This window comes from Thermococcus sp. (assembly GCF_015523185.1).
GTDB lineage: Archaea > Methanobacteriota_B > Thermococci > Thermococcales > Thermococcaceae > Thermococcus.
In genome coordinates this window covers 1-16,380 of sequence record NZ_WAKV01000082.1, presented here as the reverse complement: position 1 = coordinate 16,380, position 16,380 = coordinate 1, and the positions used below count along the sequence as shown (strand labels likewise).

Genomic DNA, 16,380 nt, shown 5'->3' with positions numbered 1-16,380 from the left:
GTTGCCAAACTACGATGCCCACGTGCTCAGCGGAATAGTGACTTATCCCCTAGCTGTTCTCATAGGCGAGCTACTCAGGGTGTACGCCAAGCTACCCCTCGAACCAACGGCGATGGCACTCGTCATAGGTTATGCCTTCTATGTCCTCGGGAGCGACTTGCCAGATATGGACCATCCCGATGCCCTAATACACAGGGGGACGAAACCTATAGTAAGCGTCACGGTCGGAAGCGCCGTCTTCCTCTGGAACAGGGAGCTCATAAACCTGAACCCAGCGTGGCTCAATCCTGTCGTTTCGTGGACCCTTGGAGCAATAGCAGGTCTAATCGCCTGGTACCTCTTCACTGCGATAATGCCGAGGCATAGGGGGATAGTTCACTCACTGCTCTTCGCAGGAATCTATGGCCTGCTCTCGTTCCTTCTCGTGGAGTACGGTCTCAGACTAAGCACCGGCGAGGGGCTCTTCGTGGGTTTGAGCGCGTTCCTCGGTTACACTCTCCACCTCATCTTAGACCACTCGGTCAAGCTCGTATGACCTGCCCAATTCTACCCATTTTTGTGGAACAAGCCTTTTAAATAGGCAACGTTAGGAAAGCCTGGAGGTGAGGGAAATGTTCAGCCTCGGAGGATTTTCACGCGGTGGCGAGTACGAAAAGAAACTCTGGGACGTTCTCATCATTGGAGCAGGGCCGGCCGGTTTCACTGCGGCAATATACGCGGCACGCTTCGGGTTGGAGACCCTGATTATCAGCAAGGACTTGGGCGGGAACATGGCTCTAACCGACCTCATCGAGAACTACCCCGGCTTCCCCGAGGGAATTAGCGGTTCGGAGCTCACCAACAGGATGCACGAGCACGTGAAAAGGCTGGGAGTTGATATCATCTTTGATGAGGTCGAGAGGATTGACCCAGCCGAGTGCGCCTACTACGAGGGTCCATGCAAGTTCACGGTCAAGACCAAGAACGGCAAGGAGTACCGTGGGAAGACGATTATCATAGCGGTCGGGGCCTCACCGAGGAAGCTCAAAGTTCCGGGAGAGGAAGAGCTGACCGGAAAGGGTGTCTCATACTGTGCAACCTGCGACGGCCCGCTCTTCAAGGGCAAGAAGGTCATCGTCGTTGGCGGCGGCAACACCGCCCTTCAGGAGGCTCTCTACTTGAAGAGCATAGGGGTAGATGTAACCCTCGTCCACAGGAGGCAGAAGTTCAGGGCCGACAAGATACTCCAGGACAGGTTCAAGGAGAGCAGGATTCCGGCCATACTCGACACGGTGGTTATGGAGATAATCGGGAAGGACAAGGTTGAAGCCGTCAAATTGAAGAACGTCAAGACAGGTGAGGAGTGGGAGATGAAAGTCGATGGCGTCTTCATCTTCATCGGCTACGAGCCGAAGACGGACTTCGTCAAGCACCTCGGCATAACCGACGACTACGGCTACATCCCTGTTGACATGCATATGCGCACCAAGGTTCCAGGAATCTTTGCCGCTGGAGATATAACCAACGTCTTCAAGCAGATAGCCGTGGCTGTCGGCCAGGGTGCCATCGCCGCTAATTCAGCCAAGGAGTTCCTCGAAAAGTGGGGAGAAAAGAACGGGGAATAATTAGTTCTCCCTCAGTCTCTTCTTTAGCTCTTCTTCGGTTAGGTAAACGGTTTCGCTGGAATCCCCGATTACATAGGGCTCGCGGGGTTTGATTGAAACGGAGTCCCTTATTCCACATAGGTATCCGAGGAACGTTAGCACGATTAAATTGAGGTATTGCCACTGGATATCGAGGTAATTATCAGGACAGCAATCAAAAAGAAAAGGCATCTCCTCATTCTAGCACATCTCCGCTATCATGCTCATCGTCCTCAAACAGAAGGCTCTTGTCCACGGTTAGAGATACCAGAAAAATCATCATAATCCCCCATGGTAAAACCTTCAGAAACAGCCACAGGCCTTCGAGTAGGCTTCTCCCCTCAAGGAGAGACTGAACGACCGTCACAAAGAACAGGCCCACAAAGGTCGTTATCAGGAAAGTCTTGCCAAACTCATTGCCGTTCCGAGCTTTCACCACGCGACCACCGAAGTGATACACTAACCCAAGTTTATTAACCTTGCCCTTTTCATCATCCCAAGACCTTCGGGATTCAGCCTTCACCGGAAGTTCTCGAAAAACTTTCGGTCAAAGATGTTCATCATTGAGCATAGGGTTATATAGCAGAACGTTGAGCTTCGGCCGGTGATTGACATGGTGATAAAGCCGAGTGTTAAGGAACTCCCGGGACCGAAGGCCAGGGAAATAATAGAGAAGAACTTCAAGTATCTGGCAACTACAACCCAGGACCCGGAGAACCTCCCGATAGTCATCGACCACGGAGAGGGGATAAGGGTCTACGACGTTGACGGGAACGTCTTCTACGACTTCGCGAGCGGCGTCGGTGTCATAAACGTCGGTCACTCCCACCCGCGCGTGGTTGAGGCGATAAAGAGGCAAGCCGAGAAGTTCACCCACTACTCATTGACCGACTTCTTCTACGAGAACGCGGTCGTTTTAGCCGAGAAACTCATAGAGCTCGCCCCGGGAAACACTGAGAGGAAGGTAGTCTACGGCAACAGCGGTGCCGAGGCAAATGAAGCGGCAATGAAGCTCGTCAAGTACGGGACGGGAAGGAAGCAGTTCTTGGCTTTCTATCATGCATTCCACGGAAGGACGCAGGCAGTCCTTAGCCTCACAGCGAGCAAGTGGGTCCAGCAGGACAGGTTCTTCCCGACTATGCCTGGAGTTACCCACATCCCGTATCCGAACCCCTACAGGAACACCTGGGGGATAGATGGTTACGAAGAGCCCGACGAGCTGACCAACCGCGTTCTGGACTTCATCGAGGAGTACGTCTTCAGGCACGTCCCGCCGCACGAGATTGGCGCGATATTCTTCGAGCCAATACAGGGTGAAGGTGGCTACGTCGTCCCGCCGAAGGGCTTCTTCAAGGCCCTCAAGAAGTTCGCCGACGAGTACGGAATTCTTTTGGCGGATGACGAGGTTCAGATGGGTATCGGAAGGACCGGTAAGTTCTGGGCCATCGAGCACTTTGGAGTGGAGCCTGACCTCATACAGTTCGGTAAGGCCATAGGTGGTGGTCTCCCACTCGCTGGAGTTATCCACAGGGCAGACATAAGCTTCGACAAGCCAGGGAGGCACGCAACGACCTTCGGTGGTAACCCGGTAGCTATAGCCGCTGGAATAGAGGTCGTTGAGATAGTCAAGGAGCTCCTCCCGCACGTCCAGGAAGTTGGAGACTACCTCCACAAGTACCTCGAGGAGTTCAAGGAGAAGTACGAGGTCATCGGTGATGCAAGAGGTCTCGGACTCGCCCAGGCCGTTGAAATCGTCAAGAGCAAGGAGAGCAAAGAGAAATACCCGGAGCTAAGGGACAAAATCGTCAAGGAGTCAGCCAAGCGCGGACTGGTGCTCCTCGGCTGTGGAGACAACAGTATACGCTTCATACCCCCACTCATCGTGACGAAGGAAGAAATAGACGTTGCGATGGAGATATTCGAGGAAGCTCTGAAGGCTTCCCTCAAGTGATGTTTTTAACCCCTTTCCCTTTTTCTACTCTGGTGGTTGGATGGACGAGACGTTGGGCGAGCTTGCAAGATACGCCCCATACGCATTCGCGCTGGCCGTTCTGCTCTTTGGAATTTACATATGGAGGGAAAGGAACAGGTTCAGAAGCGTTAACGTCGTTGCCATAGCCGGTGTTTCAGCGGCACTGGTGGCGGTTGCGACGAGGGCGATAACTATCCCGGTACCGGCCACGGGGGGATACATAAACCTCGGGGACACGATGGTCATGTTTGTCGCGATGCTCTTCGGGCCAGTCGTTGGGGCGTTTGCAGGTGGGGTTGGTTCAGCCTTGGGAGACGTAATCTCAGGATACCCGGGCTGGGCGCCGATAACACTTGTGGTCAAGGGAATTGAAGGATTAACCATTGGTTATCTAGCCAAAAGGCTCGAAGGAACACCGGGTCTCGTGGTTGCCGGAACCATAGGTGGAATCTTAATGGTCTCGGGCTACTTCTTCTTCGAGTACTACGCCTTCGGCTTCACGAACGCCTATGCAGAACTACCAGGAAATCTCGTTCAGGCCGTCACGGGGATAATAGTGGGGACAGGACTGGCGAACGCAATAAAGAAAAGGTATCCGGAAGTGGAGAACCTACTCTAAACTTCAAGCCTTTCTATTTCTTCCCAGACCCTCTTTTCCTCGAGGAAAGGCTCAACTGAAATCCTTCGGGAGGCCTTCTTTATCTGGCCCATATAGGAGGAGTCCGCTATAACGGCATCGTAGCCAAGCTCCTCAATGCGGTAAATCTTAAGCCCGAGCTGGGCTATAAAGTCCCTCGCATGCTCTATGAACCCCGGGCCGGCGAGCATTATGTCGGGGTTCATTCCCTCCTCTTTGAGCTCCCGTATTGCCTTGAGAACAACCTCTTTAACCTCGTTCATTCCGGGGCACCTTTCACGATTTTTACACCGCTGGAGGTCCCTATCCTGCTTGCCCCTGCCTCAATCATGGCCAACGCCTGCTCATAGGTTCTTATTCCCCCGGCGGCTTTGACGCCCATCTCCTCACCAACGACCTTCCTCATTAGCTTGACGTCCTCCACAGTTGCACCGCCGGTTCCAAAGCCCGTTGAGGTCTTCACGAAGTCGGCCCCAGCTTCCTTAGCCAGCTCGCAGGCCTTGATTTTTTCCTCCTCGGTGAGGTAGCAGGTCTCGATGATGACCTTGACCTTCGCTCCTTTCTCGTGGGCGACCTTCACAACCTCGGCTATGTCGTTCTTGACGTACTCGTAGTCCCCATCCTTAAGGGCGCCGATGTTGATGACCATGTCGAGTTCATCAGCACCGTCCTCAAGAGCCCTCTTGGCTTCAAAGACCTTCACCTCGGTTGGTGTCGCCCCGAGGGGAAAACCTATGACGCTAGCAACCTTGACGTCCGCTTTTCTCTCGCGCAGGTAGTCTTTGGCGAGCCTGACACGGTATGGATTTACACAGACGGCGTAGAAGTTATACTTTATCGCCTCATCGCAGAGCTTGATTATGTCCTCCTTGGTGGCGTAGGGCTTCAGATTTGTGTGGTCAATGTAGCGCGCAATCTCTTGGGCGTTCATCACAACCACCTAACACCAGATAGAGGAGAAGAGATATTTAGCGTTTTCTCCCCCCGAGGGAACAAAGAACGGGAAGAACTCTCAAGGAAGCCCATTCAACTCCCTAAGAGTGTTCACAAGACGCGTCTCAACACTGGGCTCGTCCAAATCGGGCTTGATTTCTCCCCTCACTATGGCGTCAAGAACCTCAACCGCGTTGTCCCAGCTTTCTTCAAGTGTTTTTCCCTTCGGAATCGGATTCCTCAGCACGTGCCATCTGCCAGTTTCCTCGGAGTAAACGAGGACCCTAGGGATATAATCTATGTCAAGGAAGGTATTGTCGAGGCTCAGCTCGATTCTCATGTCGTCCAGCTCGATGTAACCCTCCTCGCGGAGCTTCCTTTTCCAGTCCATGGAGGGAACTTCCCCCGGCAGTTTAAAAGCCCATCGCCAAGTTTATATTTGATGAAGAAAAATATCACCCGAGGTGATTAGCATGGAAAACCCGTTCGAGATTACGGCCGTTATAGCTAGGGAAATCCTTGACAGCAGGGGAAACCCGACCGTTGAGGTCGAGGTCTACACACCGGTGAGCATGGGAAGGGCAGCGGTTCCGAGTGGAGCGAGCACCGGAACCCACGAAGCGGTGGAGCTCCGCGACGGTGGAAAGCGTTACCACGGAAAAGGTGTTAGAAGAGCAGTAGAGAACGTCAACAAGATTATCGCCCCCGAGATTATCGGCATGGACGTTACCTGGCAGAGGGACATAGACAGGCTCATGATAGAGCTCGACGGAACCGAGAACAAGAGCAACCTTGGAGCAAATGCAATCCTCGGTGTTTCCTTAGCAGTCGCAAGGGCGGCCGCCAACGCCCTAGGACTTCCGCTCTACCAGTACATCGGCGGAACCAACGCCTACGTCATGCCGGTTCCCATGAGCAACGTCATCAACGGTGGAGTACATGCGGGCAACGAGCTCGACTTTCAGGAGTTCATGATAATGCCCATCGGAGCCAAAAGCTTCCGCGAGGGAATAAGGTGGGTGAGCGAGACCTACCATACCCTCAAGAAGGTTATAGCCGAAAAATATGGCAAGAACGCCGTGAACGTTGGCGACGAGGGTGGTTTTGCCCCACCGCTCAAAGAGCCGAGCGAAGCTCTGGATTTGCTCACGGAAGCCATAGAGGAGACTGGATACAAAGTCGGCGATGAGATTGCCTTCGCCCTTGACCCAGCTTCCAGCGAGTTCTTTGACGAAAAACTCGGTAAGTACGTTGTTGCGGGTAGAGAATACGACAGAGAAGAGCTCCTTGAGCTCTACAGGGAGCTTGTATCAAGCTACCCGATAGTCTCAATTGAGGACCCGTTCCACGAGGAGGACTGGGAGGGCTTCGTCGAGATAACCAGGGAGCTCGGAAACAGGATACAGATAGTTGGAGATGACATATTCGTCACCAACCCGAAGAGGATAAGGAAGGGCATAGAGCTCGGCGCGGCCAACGCGCTCCTTCTCAAGGTCAACCAGATAGGAACCCTCAGCGAGGCCATCGATGCGGCCTACACAGCCTACAGAGCCGGCTGGGGAATCGTCGTTTCACACCGCTCGGGGGAGACCGACGACACCTTCATAGCAGACCTTGCCGTTGCGCTCAACACGGGCCAGATAAAGACAGGAGCCCCTGCCAGGATGGACAGGAACGCCAAGTATAACCAGCTGATAAGGATTGAGGAGGAGCTTGAGGGAATAGCGGTTTACCCGGGCAAGAAGTTCCACAACCCCTTCCTTTGATTCTCCAAATCCGTCCAGTTGAGTTTTTAATCCCCTTTTCTAATTTCCAGCGGGTGAAGGGATGAAAAAGCTCAAAATCTACATCCCCGGAATTAAATTCCCATCAATCTCACTCACAGGCAACGCCTGCGCCTTGAACTGCGCCCACTGCGGGAGGCATTACTTAGAGGGCATGAGAAAGCCTGTGAGGGGGGAGCTTTTAAATTACTGCCTCGACCTTGAGCGCTCCGGCGGAGTAGGCTGTCTGCTGAGCGGTGGAATGGACGGTCGCCTAAAGGTGCCCCTCGACTTTTACGCTCAAGAGATAAGAGAAATAAAGCATAGGACAAGCCTGAAGCTCAACGCCCACGTCGGATTTGTCGATGAGAACGATTTAGAGTTGCTCAAGTGGGTTGATGTGGTTTCCCTCGACTTCGTTGGCGATGACGAGGTTATAAAGCGCGTTTACAAGATAGACAAGACGGTGGAGGATTATTTGAAAGTCCTCGACATGCTCACCAAAAACGACATCAGAGTAGCACCCCACATAACGATAGGCCTCGACTTTGGGAGAATCCACTGGGAGTTCAGGGCAATAGATATACTTGTTGAATACCCCATAGACGTTCTCGTTCTGGACGTTCTGATTCCAACGAAAGGTACTGAGATGGAGAACGTTCCGAAGCCATCTGTAGAGGAAAGCCTTAAGGTTGTCGAATACGCGCGCGAGCTCTTTGACGGGGAGCTGAGCATAGGTTGCATGCGACCGCTCGGAAGGTGGCGGTTGGAATTCGACCGGGGAGCGGTTTTGGCGGGCGTTGACAGGCTGACGAACCCGCCGAGAAGGGTTATCGAATGGGCGAAAAAAATCAGGGACGTTGAGATAATTTACGAGTGCTGTGTGATGTGAGCATCAATAACGTCTCCGACGGCATCCCCTCGCCCCCTTGCTCTATGGCCATCGTCAGGTCGCCCAGTGAAACCTTTCCCCGGAGAGCCTCACCCCACCCGAGGAAAAACATGGAAAAGAGCATGGGCTCACCCCATGTTTCAAATAACCTCTGGTCTGCTGGGTTTTCCGAGCTCTTTTTCTGCCTCCCTAATGGCTCCATCAATGGCTTTTAAAAGGACTTCCTTCGGGACTTTAACGGTGATTTTTGCCCATGCAACAAAGAACAGAACCACCGTGTCACCAATGTTAGAGGCATAGATTATCTCCAGCGGGTCGTAAGTACCAAGCGTAAACCTGACAAAAGGCGGAGTGGCACAGCTGGCCAATCTGACGAGTGCCAAGAGTTCTTTTCCTAAACCCCGCTTTAGCTGGGCAGGGTCCCATACTACCCTCCACCATTCCTTGGGCAGTTTTCCTTTCTCAATGAACTCTTTCAGCTCCTTCAGGTCATCAATGTAATCCTTTAAGTTGACGGTGGCGTTTAGGACGTAAACGTCACCATAAATCTCGACATCGTACTCATTCAGGTAGCTTTCATCGCTCCTGTCCCAGAACTCACCGGGACGGAGGAGTCTAAATCTTAAATACTCCATTTCTACCGGCTTCCTTTGCATAATAAAGCTTATGTTTTTGATAGTGCGTTGAAGGTTTTTGGTAAACTCCCTAACGGGGACCCGGAAGTCTCTGCCACCTGAAAGTTTAATCGTAACGTGTTCTCCATTTCTCACAATTTTCAGTCCGAAAAAGTCACCGGAACCCTTCAACTCCGCAAGCCTCTCCAGCGCTTCCATGAACTCCTATACCGGGACGGGTTCATCGGTGAGGAATATGGACTCATCGGCTATTATTAGAACGGGAAACCCTTCCTCCTCTGCGGTGAAATAAAAGGAAAGACGGGCCATAACACAACCCCCTAATATTCAGACGCCCGAAATATCATCCATGACCTTTCTCTTCCACCAGAGGTATTCCGCCCTTAAGCCTTCCGGAACCTCATCGTCAAGCCTTCCGAGTGCGTTGAGTGTCACAGTCTTCATGCACAACCCGAGTCCCCTCGCCGAAAGCTCCACTTTCCTGATGGAGTACGTGGGGAGCAGTGCGTTGAAATCATCGGGATAACAAAGGACGACTTTGCCGTTTTTCCGCTTCATAATTACACCGAAGTCCTCCGGTAGTCCGAGAGTGAGCAGGAAAAAACCGTCAAAAGCTTTGCAGGAGCTTATAAGCGTGGTGTAGTCTGGCTCGTCTTCGAGCTCCATCCCTTTAAAGTCACTGGAGAGAAGGTAGGCGGTTCCCTTGGCAAGGCTACCTATGGCAAGTATCAACTTCAGGGAATGCACTGTTGAGAATACCTCAATCGGGCCGAGCTTTATCCTGTAGTGCCCCGGTGGGGCTACAATAGCCTTCCAGAGTGGCCCATCTCCAACAGTAAACTCGTCCCAGGTTAGAAAGCATTCCATGCATATCACACTCCTTTTGAAAGTTAGGAAAAACAAAAGGTTAAAAATCAAACGGGAGGCATGTCCCTTGGAAATGCAGTAACAACCTCCCACCAGTATCTAACCCTTTCTATCACCACTGTGTACCACTTCCCATTTATGTTCTTATGAAGGACAGCTCTATGCGTATCCTTCCATGGTTTACATTCTTCGATATCTGGGTTTTCTATAACTTGTTTAATGATATCCAACAGCTCTCTCGCTGAATTAACTTCCCATGGAGTTCCTCCGGGGATTTCTTGAGTTATATGTCGCTTGATGATGTGCCGAGCTCCGTACTGCTTGATTATCACAGGTCCCGCTTCACAACTCGGATGATATCCACCACTGTAAAATGCATGGAAGTTCCTATACTCCATATCAAAATCCTCTGCAAGTTTCTTAGCTTTGTTAGCATCCCAGCCGTTGAGGTATGCCTGTGCGAGAAGTTTGCCGTATTCTTTTGGGCTGAACAGGTCTTCGACGGCTTTAACTTCGTCCCTGTTTATCTTGATAATTGGTTTCACTATGACGGCTTCCTTTTTGAGGCCAAACCACTTCTTCTTGACATAACCGTAGCCAATCTCCGCCTCACTGCCCCAGATGTTCGTCTTGACGCCCTTGGCCAATTTCTGCCCGTTGTAGGTAATCTTGTCCGGGATCTCGCTTACAAAAGCCTCGGTGAACTCACTGACCGGCTTTGAGTACACGTACTTGGCGATTAGTGTTATAATGCTACCAACAGCCACTATCCACCCTATGCCCGGAACAAAAGCGCTGATAAACGGCTCTGCAACGACCGTAACACCACCAAACTGCGGCCTTACCTCGTCTCCGGGCTTTTTCTTAGGGGTTAACCCTGGTGGAACCGTCACAGTGCCGTTCACCGTACCGTTGACAAAGCTCGCAGTGGCACTGGCACCACCGAGGGTCATCCCAAAGAAGAGCACCACCAGGGCAAAGGCGAGAGCCCTCTTCCAGCCCATGAATTCACCTCCAGAGTTGTTCATCCGGATAATAAATCCAGAGATTAAAAAAGTTACTATCAAAAATTTAACAAAACGACGACAATTAAAATCAAATTACTGCATTGTGGAAGCGCCAAATTAAAACCGCCAAAACACGAAACTCAAAGAACCGTCAGAAGCCCGGCGGAACAGTAAAACCCCGAAAAAATCACGACGTGCAACGGAAACAACGGGTCCTGAATTTGGTTGACATCCACAATATGGGAGGAAATGTTGGGCTCATCCTTCCTCGCGTCATCACAAAATCAGAAAGGAGAACGCCAATCATCGCCCTCAGAGTTCCTCCTTGACCGTAACGAAGGACACCATGGTAACGGTCTGCCCTATGCCCTTTATTTCCCTGAGCTTGTCAACGACTATTTTACCGACTTCCTCTGAACTGGGGGCGCGGACTTTTATCAGCAAATCCCACTCACCGGCTATTATGTGAACCTCGTAGACACCCTCGAGGGACGCTATCCTTTCAGCGACTTCCCTCTGGCTCAGTCCTGCATCCGGGTCATATCTGGCCAGTATGAAGGCCGTCGTTCCGAGGTTAAGCTTCTTGTAATTCGGCTTAACCGTAAACTTCTCGATGATACCCTCGTCGAGAAGACGCTTAATCCTGTAGTGGACAGTCGTCCTTGGAATGCCGAGCTTCTTGCTGAGGCTCGCTATGTTCTCCCTCGCGTTTTCCTTCAGCTCTTTCAAGAGCTTCATGTCAATTGCATCGAGGTTACCCGCCATCGCGACCCCCTTCGTCATCTATTCAACTGTGTTTGCATATGGTTGATTAGATTGCTTATTTAAAGGTTTTCCCTTAACCATTGGGCAAAAGCCTCAAGGGCCCTTCCGCGGTGGGAGATTCTGTTCTTCTCCTCGGTTGTCATTTCGGCAAAGGTCTTATCGAATCCATGAGGCTTGAACACTGGGTCGAAGCCGAACCCAAACCTTCCCCTCGGCTCGGTCGTTATTTCCCCTTCAACAGTTCCAGTGAATAGGTGTAGCTCCCCGACCCAGCAGGCTATGACGCTCTTGAAGTGGGCCCTCCTGTTTGTTTCTCCCTCAAGGAGCTTGAGAATCCCCTGATAACCCAGCGTCCTGTAGACGTAAGCTGAGTAAACACCAGGAAAGCCACGCAAAGCGTCGACAAACAGGCCTGAATCGTCAAGGAAGAAAGGCTCCTTAATTCTCTCCGCCAGCCACATCACGCCGTATTCTGCAACTTCCTCAAGTGTATCCGCCTGTATCTCAGGATACTCAAAACGGAGCTGATAGACCTCAATCCCTAAGGGTTCGAGATATTTCTTGGCCTCTTCGACCTTGCCCGGGTTAGAAGTCACAAACGCCAGCCTCATACCACCACCGGAGAAGAAGGAGAAAGAAAGGTTAAAAATTTAGTCAATGGTGTAGCCGATTTTCTCGACTAGCTCCCTGCGCTCCTTCCTCTGCTCTTCTGTTTCAATCTTGTTCGCGGCCTTTCCATCAACGATTCCGAGAACGCTCCTGCCAAGGTCGGTCTCGGCCACTATGACCTGGAATGGATTCTCGCTGGCGCCGTAGACCATTGCCACAGCAGGATGGTTCTTAACGGTGTTGAGGACGTTTATCGGGAAGGCGTTCTTCATGAGGATTACGAAGACGTGACCGGCACCAATCTTGACCGCGTTCTTTGCCGCAAGCTCCTCAAGCTCCTTGTCATTGCCAGTAAAGCGGGTCAGCTGGGGCTTCGCCTCGTTCATCGCTATCCCGAATTTTATTCCTGGAACAGCCGTGAGAAGGGCCCTCGCAAGGTCGTCAACCGTGAATATCGAGAAGTTACCCTGTCCGATTATGACTTCAACCCCTTCTGGTTTTTCGATGTCAACCACCTCAATCTTCACCATTGCCATCACCGGAAGAATTTTAATACTCCAGCGATATAACTTTTTCCGCTCCGGTGGTGCCGATAATGGGCGGTGTGAAGGGGGATGAAATTGAGTTCCTCGTTGAAATTCTAAGCAAGTATCCCCTCGAAAGCCTTAGGAAGATAGCATCAGCTGAGGGGTTGGATTATTATCGGTTAAAAAGAATTTACGACAAGTATTATGGAAAGTATCTCGTGGTAAGCGCAACCTACAACATAAGGCTTCTCGGCCTGAAGAGCTTCGTTGGCTTCCTAAACGTCCCGGCGGATAGACTCCTAGAGGTTGCAAGCAGGATGACAAAAAACCCCTTCATTGGTTACGTTAATCCGGCCTTTGGCTTTAAAAATGGCCTGTCCATAATATTCTACGTCCCCAAGGAGCAGGTAAAGGACATAGACAAAATGCTCTCCAAATATTCCGACGACTTCGAGTACTACGAAGTCTGGGCATATCCTCCCCCTGAGAAGCCGAAGAAATGGGGTGCTTGGGAACTGAGTTACGACTACGCGATTCTTATGGACATTCTCAAGTGGGACGCGAGAACGCCGATGAAAAAGATAGCGGAGAGCTTGGGAAAAACCAGGCCGACGATACGATACATGATAAACAGACTCCGGGAAAAGAAAATCCTTGTCAGCTTCTTCCCCCTCGTTGATATGAACGTCCATGACAGGGGAGTTATAGGTATAACGAGCGAACTCAGAAAGGAAGTCCTTGAGAAGTTCAAGGAACACGAAATCTCCGCTGGTTATCTCCCAGGCAGGGGATATCTCCTGGAATGGTTCTTCTCGTCCAAAGAGGATATGGGAGAAAAGGTTCTCGAGTTCAGTGCCTACGTTGAGAAACTGCTCATTGAGTACTTTGAGCCAACTTTCAAGGAGTTAAACGACAAAAACAAGAGAACGGCCTTTCAGAGGATGGTAAAGAAAGATGGAAGTGGATACCACTCAATCCTTGAGTTCTAAGGTAGCATGGGACAGTATTCCATTCCGTCTATTTCGCCCGTTGCCTGATACTCAAGAGCCCTACAGTCGTGGCAGATGTACTTGAAGGGACACGTTGAACAGGCCGGTATCTTGTCCTTTGTCATCTTCCAAAAGGCCCTCAACTGTTTCTTTCTGATGGCATCTTTAAGGGCCATTTTGGTTAGGTCGCCAACGACGTAGTTCCTCAGGAGGGGACAGGGCAGGACGTAGCCCTCCACCGTAACGGCAACCGTTCCGGAGAGACAGTCGTGGTAACGCTCAACGCTGGGGTTGTAAATCCTGCGGAGTTCGATGACGTTAAAGTCTAGCTTTCTGACAGAGCCAGGGAAGAGAACATCAACGTATACTTCCCCATTAAAGTTACCTAGGAGAGCTTCGTTCATTTTATCATGCCTAACCGTTAGGAGAGCACCGTGGAGCCATGGATAAGCCGAGAGTTCATCCAAAGTGTGCTCCGGATAGCTGAGCTCCGCTATGAACTTGACCCCCTCAACAGGCGTAATCTTATCGAGGTCATCGATAAGAACAACCGCATAAACCTCAGGAAAATCGAGCTCGCTCGCAAACACTGCGAGTGCAAGGAGTGTCTCAACGTTGTCATAGTTTGTCAGCCAGAGTTCTTTACCCCCGAGCTTCCTGAACTCGAGGATTACTTCCTTCATTCTCTCAAGGCTCATCGGCTCCCTTCGGAGAATGAACCTGTTGTTGCCGATGCAACCTATCGAACGGGGGATTCCTTCGACCTCCGAGAACTTTCCCCTGCCACTTCCAACCTGAAATATAAGGCGTTCAAGTTTACCGTTGTGTATTTTTACCGACCAGGGCGGTTTTGAAACACTTACAACCGTCTTTCCCGGGAAGGCCTGGGGAGTTGGAACAACGTGAACTGCCTTCTCCATCATTGCTCACCGTAGAAATGGTCGTAAAAGCCATATTTATACTTTTTCTATTCGGATTTTGCTAACCACTAAATTTAGTATGCAAAAAACGAAAAATTCAGACCGGAACCTGCCTGTCACCCTCTATCCAGAAGGTTCCCTCTGTGGTAACTTCCTTTTTCCAGACGGGAACCCTCTTCTTTACCTCATCCAAAGCCCACGAGCATGCCTCGAAGGCCTCCTTTCTGTGCTTCGCGCTGGCAACTATAAGAATCGTGTCCTCACCAACTGGCAACTCGCCGTAGCGGTGCCATATAAGCATATCGAGGATTGAAAACCGTTTAAGGGCTTCCTCCCTGATGCGCTCCATCTCCTTTTCAGCCATCTCAGGATAAGCCTCGTAGACGAGCTTTTGAACACTTTTTCCGTGGCTTTCGTTCCTGACTTGGCCGAGGAAGACCACATAGGCACCACTCTCGGGGACACGGAGGAGTCGTATGGCCTCATCAACGCTAAAAGTTTCTTTAGTAAGCCTGACCTTCACCGAAACCACCACCTAAACATCGTCCGGAAGGTTTAAAGTTTTCATCCCCTGAGCGGAAAAGGGTGGGAAGATGAAAAAGCTCTTGACCATGCTCTTAGTTTTGGTAGTACTCTCAGCAGGATGCCTAGGAGGGGGCTCAAATAACGCAACGACCGAGGGCGGGAACACAGGGACTCCCGTGCACACCACTTCAACACAGGTTTCAACCACCAGTCCAAAGAAGGAATCCTCAATAAACCCCCTTAAAGCCCTCGAGATGATAAAACAGTACACCTACGAGGAAAACGCGACGGCCGAGCTGGATATAGAGATGAAAACTGGGAACATCACACAAGAGACAAACGTAAGTCTCGTTGTATACGAAAGGGGATACGTTGACCTAGAAGGAAAAAGGGCCCGGATAGAGACGAGAACAACGACCCTGCCAGACAACGTGACCCTCAACACGACCTGGGTAATCATAGGTCAGAAGGTCTACGTGGAGGACTTTAGAAACATCACCATCGAGAACGACACTTCATTCTGGAAAATTAACCCGGTTTCCCTGGCGAGGGAACTCCTCAGGCTCAAGCCCGTGGGCAACTACACCGAGAACGGCACGCTGGTTCTCACGTATTCCGTCCCAGGGGAACTGATAATCCCCCTCGCGGAGCTCTACTTCACGACGCCAGATATGAACACAACGGTCACAGACGCTACCGCGGAGCTGTACTTCACCAAGAAGGGCTTTATCGGAATGAGGCTAACCTATGAGATTGTCGCAACGACCACAACGGCCGGCCTTGGGGGGGAAATCAGCGTTAGGGAAAGGGGCCTGTGGAGGGGTAAAATCGAAATAACCTCCGTAAACGAAAAGAAGGAAGTCAAGGCACCCCCTACCTGAGCTCCACTACATCAAAGGTGTTGTAGGCCAAATCAACCAGGAGGAGCTTGTTGAGCAGGGGCTCTCCAAAGCCAGTCAAGAGCTTTATTACCTCCATCGCCTGAATTGAACCTACAACCCCAGCCGTCGCTCCGATTATGGGGAACTTCCCCTTCTTTTCCCTGACACTCGGGAAAATCTCGCGGAGGCTCTTGGTTTTTCCGGGGAGAATTGTCGTAACCTGACCAAACGTCCCCTCGACGGCACCATGAACGAGCGGGATTCCCGTTTTCTGGGAGTACTCATCCAAGAGAAAGCGCGTTTCAAAGTTGTCGAGACAGTCAACTATGACGTCGACCCCCTCAAGAACCTCCTCGATGTTGTCGCGCGTTAGTTTCCCCACGAAGGTCTCGATTTTTACGTCGGAGTTGAAGCGCTCCAGCTTCCATTTAGCGGAGAGGGGTTTGGGGTTTTTGTTAATGTCTTCCTCCCAGTGGAGTATCTGCCTGTTCAGGTTGCTAAGTTCAGGCTCCTGCTCGTCTATCAAAAGGAGCGTGCCTATCCCAGCGGCGGCTAGGTAATAGGCAACGGGACTTCCGAGACCGCCGACGCCGACGACGGCGACCTTCGCGCTTTTGAGCTTTTCCTGCCCCTCAACCCCAAAGACCATTATCTGCCTGTCGTACCTTTCGAGTTCCCTATCGCTCAGCATCTCAACCACCGCTCACCGGGGGGAATATAGCTATTACATCGCCGTCGCGCAGAACCTCATCAAAGCGGACGTAACGGCCGTTTCTGGAGACGTTCACATCTGCTAAGTCATCGTCTTCGGCGAAGACCTCGTTTTTCAGAACCGG

At 51.3% G+C, this 16,380-nt stretch carries 23 protein-coding genes; 8 read left to right on the top strand and 15 right to left on the bottom strand.

The window, feature by feature from the left end:
- Position 1 precedes the first annotated feature (1 nt).
- Together F7B33_RS09680 and trxB are read left to right on the top strand one after the other, a co-directional pair.
- Complete coding sequence (locus F7B33_RS09680; RefSeq protein WP_297062195.1) at positions 2 to 535, top strand: metal-dependent hydrolase; 534 nt, start codon at positions 2 to 4, stop codon at positions 533 to 535.
- Between the two features lie 76 nt (positions 536 to 611).
- Entirely contained in the window at positions 612 to 1,604 is a 993-nt protein-coding gene (gene trxB / locus F7B33_RS09675; protein WP_297074309.1) for a thioredoxin-disulfide reductase, read from the top strand.
- On the opposite strand, the gene F7B33_RS09670 is transcribed toward trxB, so the two are convergent.
- Both F7B33_RS09670 and F7B33_RS09665 read right to left on the bottom strand, forming a co-directional pair.
- On the bottom strand, positions 1,605 to 1,814 hold the full coding sequence (locus F7B33_RS09670; RefSeq protein WP_297062159.1) for a hypothetical protein: 210 nt from the start codon (positions 1,812 to 1,814) through the stop codon (positions 1,605 to 1,607). It abuts the gene before it with no gap.
- 4 nt (positions 1,815 to 1,818) lie between these two features.
- On the bottom strand, positions 1,819 to 2,061 hold the full coding sequence (locus F7B33_RS09665; RefSeq protein ID WP_297062161.1) for a hypothetical protein: 243 nt from the start codon (positions 2,059 to 2,061) through the stop codon (positions 1,819 to 1,821).
- Positions 2,062 to 2,235: 174 nt separating this feature from the next.
- On the opposite strand from F7B33_RS09665, the gene F7B33_RS09660 reads away from it, so the two are divergent.
- Both F7B33_RS09660 and F7B33_RS09655 read left to right on the top strand, forming a co-directional pair.
- Positions 2,236 to 3,573, top strand: coding sequence for an ornithine aminotransferase (locus F7B33_RS09660; protein ID WP_297062199.1), 1,338 nt, complete (start codon positions 2,236 to 2,238; stop codon positions 3,571 to 3,573).
- A gap of 40 nt (positions 3,574 to 3,613) precedes the next feature.
- Positions 3,614 to 4,213, top strand: a complete 600-nt coding sequence (locus F7B33_RS09655) for an ECF transporter S component (RefSeq protein ID WP_297062162.1) — start codon at positions 3,614 to 3,616, stop codon at positions 4,211 to 4,213.
- Here the strand turns inward: F7B33_RS09655 and F7B33_RS09650 are convergent.
- The 3 genes from F7B33_RS09650 to F7B33_RS09640 form a co-directional block, all read right to left on the bottom strand.
- Positions 4,210 to 4,494: a family 4B encapsulin nanocompartment shell protein gene (locus F7B33_RS09650; RefSeq protein ID WP_297062164.1), complete on the bottom strand. Its 285-nt coding sequence runs from the start codon at positions 4,492 to 4,494 to the stop codon at positions 4,210 to 4,212. The two genes, F7B33_RS09655 and F7B33_RS09650, sit on opposite strands and share 4 nt — an antisense overlap.
- The gene (gene deoC / locus F7B33_RS09645) at positions 4,491 to 5,162 is read right to left on the bottom strand and encodes a deoxyribose-phosphate aldolase (RefSeq protein WP_297062201.1); all 672 of its coding nucleotides are present in this window, start codon (positions 5,160 to 5,162) and stop codon (positions 4,491 to 4,493) included. Before deoC ends, F7B33_RS09650 begins: the two co-directional genes overlap by 4 nt.
- Positions 5,163 to 5,243: 81 nt before the next feature.
- The gene (locus F7B33_RS09640) at positions 5,244 to 5,555 is read right to left on the bottom strand and encodes a hypothetical protein (protein WP_297062166.1); all 312 of its coding nucleotides are present in this window, start codon (positions 5,553 to 5,555) and stop codon (positions 5,244 to 5,246) included.
- A gap of 82 nt (positions 5,556 to 5,637) precedes the next feature.
- Here F7B33_RS09640 and eno point away from each other — a divergent pair, with 82 nt between their 5' ends.
- Together eno and F7B33_RS09630 are read left to right on the top strand one after the other, a co-directional pair.
- Entirely contained in the window at positions 5,638 to 6,930 is a 1,293-nt protein-coding gene (gene eno / locus F7B33_RS09635) for a phosphopyruvate hydratase (protein ID WP_297074293.1), read from the top strand.
- 61 nt (positions 6,931 to 6,991) lie between these two features.
- The gene (locus tag F7B33_RS09630; protein WP_297062169.1) at positions 6,992 to 7,819 is read left to right on the top strand and encodes a radical SAM protein; all 828 of its coding nucleotides are present in this window, start codon (positions 6,992 to 6,994) and stop codon (positions 7,817 to 7,819) included.
- A 140-nt stretch (positions 7,820 to 7,959) separates the two neighbouring features.
- Here F7B33_RS09630 and F7B33_RS09625 read toward each other — a convergent pair whose 3' ends face one another.
- The 6 genes from F7B33_RS09625 to F7B33_RS09600 form a co-directional block, all read right to left on the bottom strand.
- On the bottom strand, positions 7,960 to 8,652 hold the full coding sequence (locus F7B33_RS09625) for a hypothetical protein (RefSeq protein ID WP_297074292.1): 693 nt from the start codon (positions 8,650 to 8,652) through the stop codon (positions 7,960 to 7,962).
- 129 nt (positions 8,653 to 8,781) lie between these two features.
- The gene (locus F7B33_RS09620; RefSeq protein WP_297062173.1) at positions 8,782 to 9,330 is read right to left on the bottom strand and encodes a hypothetical protein; all 549 of its coding nucleotides are present in this window, start codon (positions 9,328 to 9,330) and stop codon (positions 8,782 to 8,784) included.
- A 38-nt stretch (positions 9,331 to 9,368) separates the two neighbouring features.
- Positions 9,369 to 10,325 carry a hypothetical protein gene (locus F7B33_RS09615; protein WP_297074290.1) on the bottom strand — a complete coding sequence of 319 codons (957 nt, stop codon included), beginning with the start codon at positions 10,323 to 10,325 and terminating at the stop codon, positions 9,369 to 9,371.
- Positions 10,326 to 10,640: 315 nt separating this feature from the next.
- Positions 10,641 to 11,093, bottom strand: a complete 453-nt coding sequence (locus F7B33_RS09610) for an Lrp/AsnC family transcriptional regulator (RefSeq protein ID WP_297062203.1) — start codon at positions 11,091 to 11,093, stop codon at positions 10,641 to 10,643.
- A 59-nt stretch (positions 11,094 to 11,152) separates the two neighbouring features.
- Entirely contained in the window at positions 11,153 to 11,704 is a 552-nt protein-coding gene (locus F7B33_RS09605; protein ID WP_297062177.1) for an XTP/dITP diphosphatase, read from the bottom strand.
- A gap of 39 nt (positions 11,705 to 11,743) precedes the next feature.
- Entirely contained in the window at positions 11,744 to 12,232 is a 489-nt protein-coding gene (locus F7B33_RS09600; RefSeq protein ID WP_297062205.1) for an adenosine-specific kinase, read from the bottom strand.
- A gap of 65 nt (positions 12,233 to 12,297) precedes the next feature.
- Here F7B33_RS09600 and F7B33_RS09595 point away from each other — a divergent pair, with 65 nt between their 5' ends.
- Positions 12,298 to 13,218, top strand: a complete 921-nt coding sequence (locus F7B33_RS09595) for an Lrp/AsnC family transcriptional regulator (protein ID WP_297074308.1) — start codon at positions 12,298 to 12,300, stop codon at positions 13,216 to 13,218.
- On the opposite strand, the gene F7B33_RS09590 is transcribed toward F7B33_RS09595, so the two are convergent.
- A complete protein-coding gene (locus F7B33_RS09590) occupies positions 13,215 to 14,138 on the bottom strand; it encodes an SPASM domain-containing protein (RefSeq protein ID WP_297074288.1) in 924 nt (307 codons plus the stop codon). The two genes, F7B33_RS09595 and F7B33_RS09590, sit on opposite strands and share 4 nt — an antisense overlap.
- Positions 14,139 to 14,235: 97 nt before the next feature.
- A complete protein-coding gene (locus F7B33_RS09585) occupies positions 14,236 to 14,661 on the bottom strand; it encodes a molybdenum cofactor biosynthesis protein MoaE (RefSeq protein WP_297062209.1) in 426 nt (141 codons plus the stop codon).
- 70 nt (positions 14,662 to 14,731) lie between these two features.
- On the opposite strand from F7B33_RS09585, the gene F7B33_RS09580 reads away from it, so the two are divergent.
- The gene (locus tag F7B33_RS09580; protein ID WP_297062181.1) at positions 14,732 to 15,544 is read left to right on the top strand and encodes a hypothetical protein; all 813 of its coding nucleotides are present in this window, start codon (positions 14,732 to 14,734) and stop codon (positions 15,542 to 15,544) included.
- Here F7B33_RS09580 and F7B33_RS09575 read toward each other — a convergent pair.
- A complete protein-coding gene (locus F7B33_RS09575) occupies positions 15,537 to 16,235 on the bottom strand; it encodes a ThiF family adenylyltransferase (protein ID WP_297074287.1) in 699 nt (232 codons plus the stop codon). The two genes, F7B33_RS09580 and F7B33_RS09575, sit on opposite strands and share 8 nt — an antisense overlap.
- A 1-nt stretch (position 16,236) precedes the next feature.
- Positions 16,237 to 16,380: MoaD family protein (locus tag F7B33_RS09570; RefSeq protein ID WP_297074307.1), on the bottom strand; the 144-nt coding region annotated here is incomplete at its 5' end.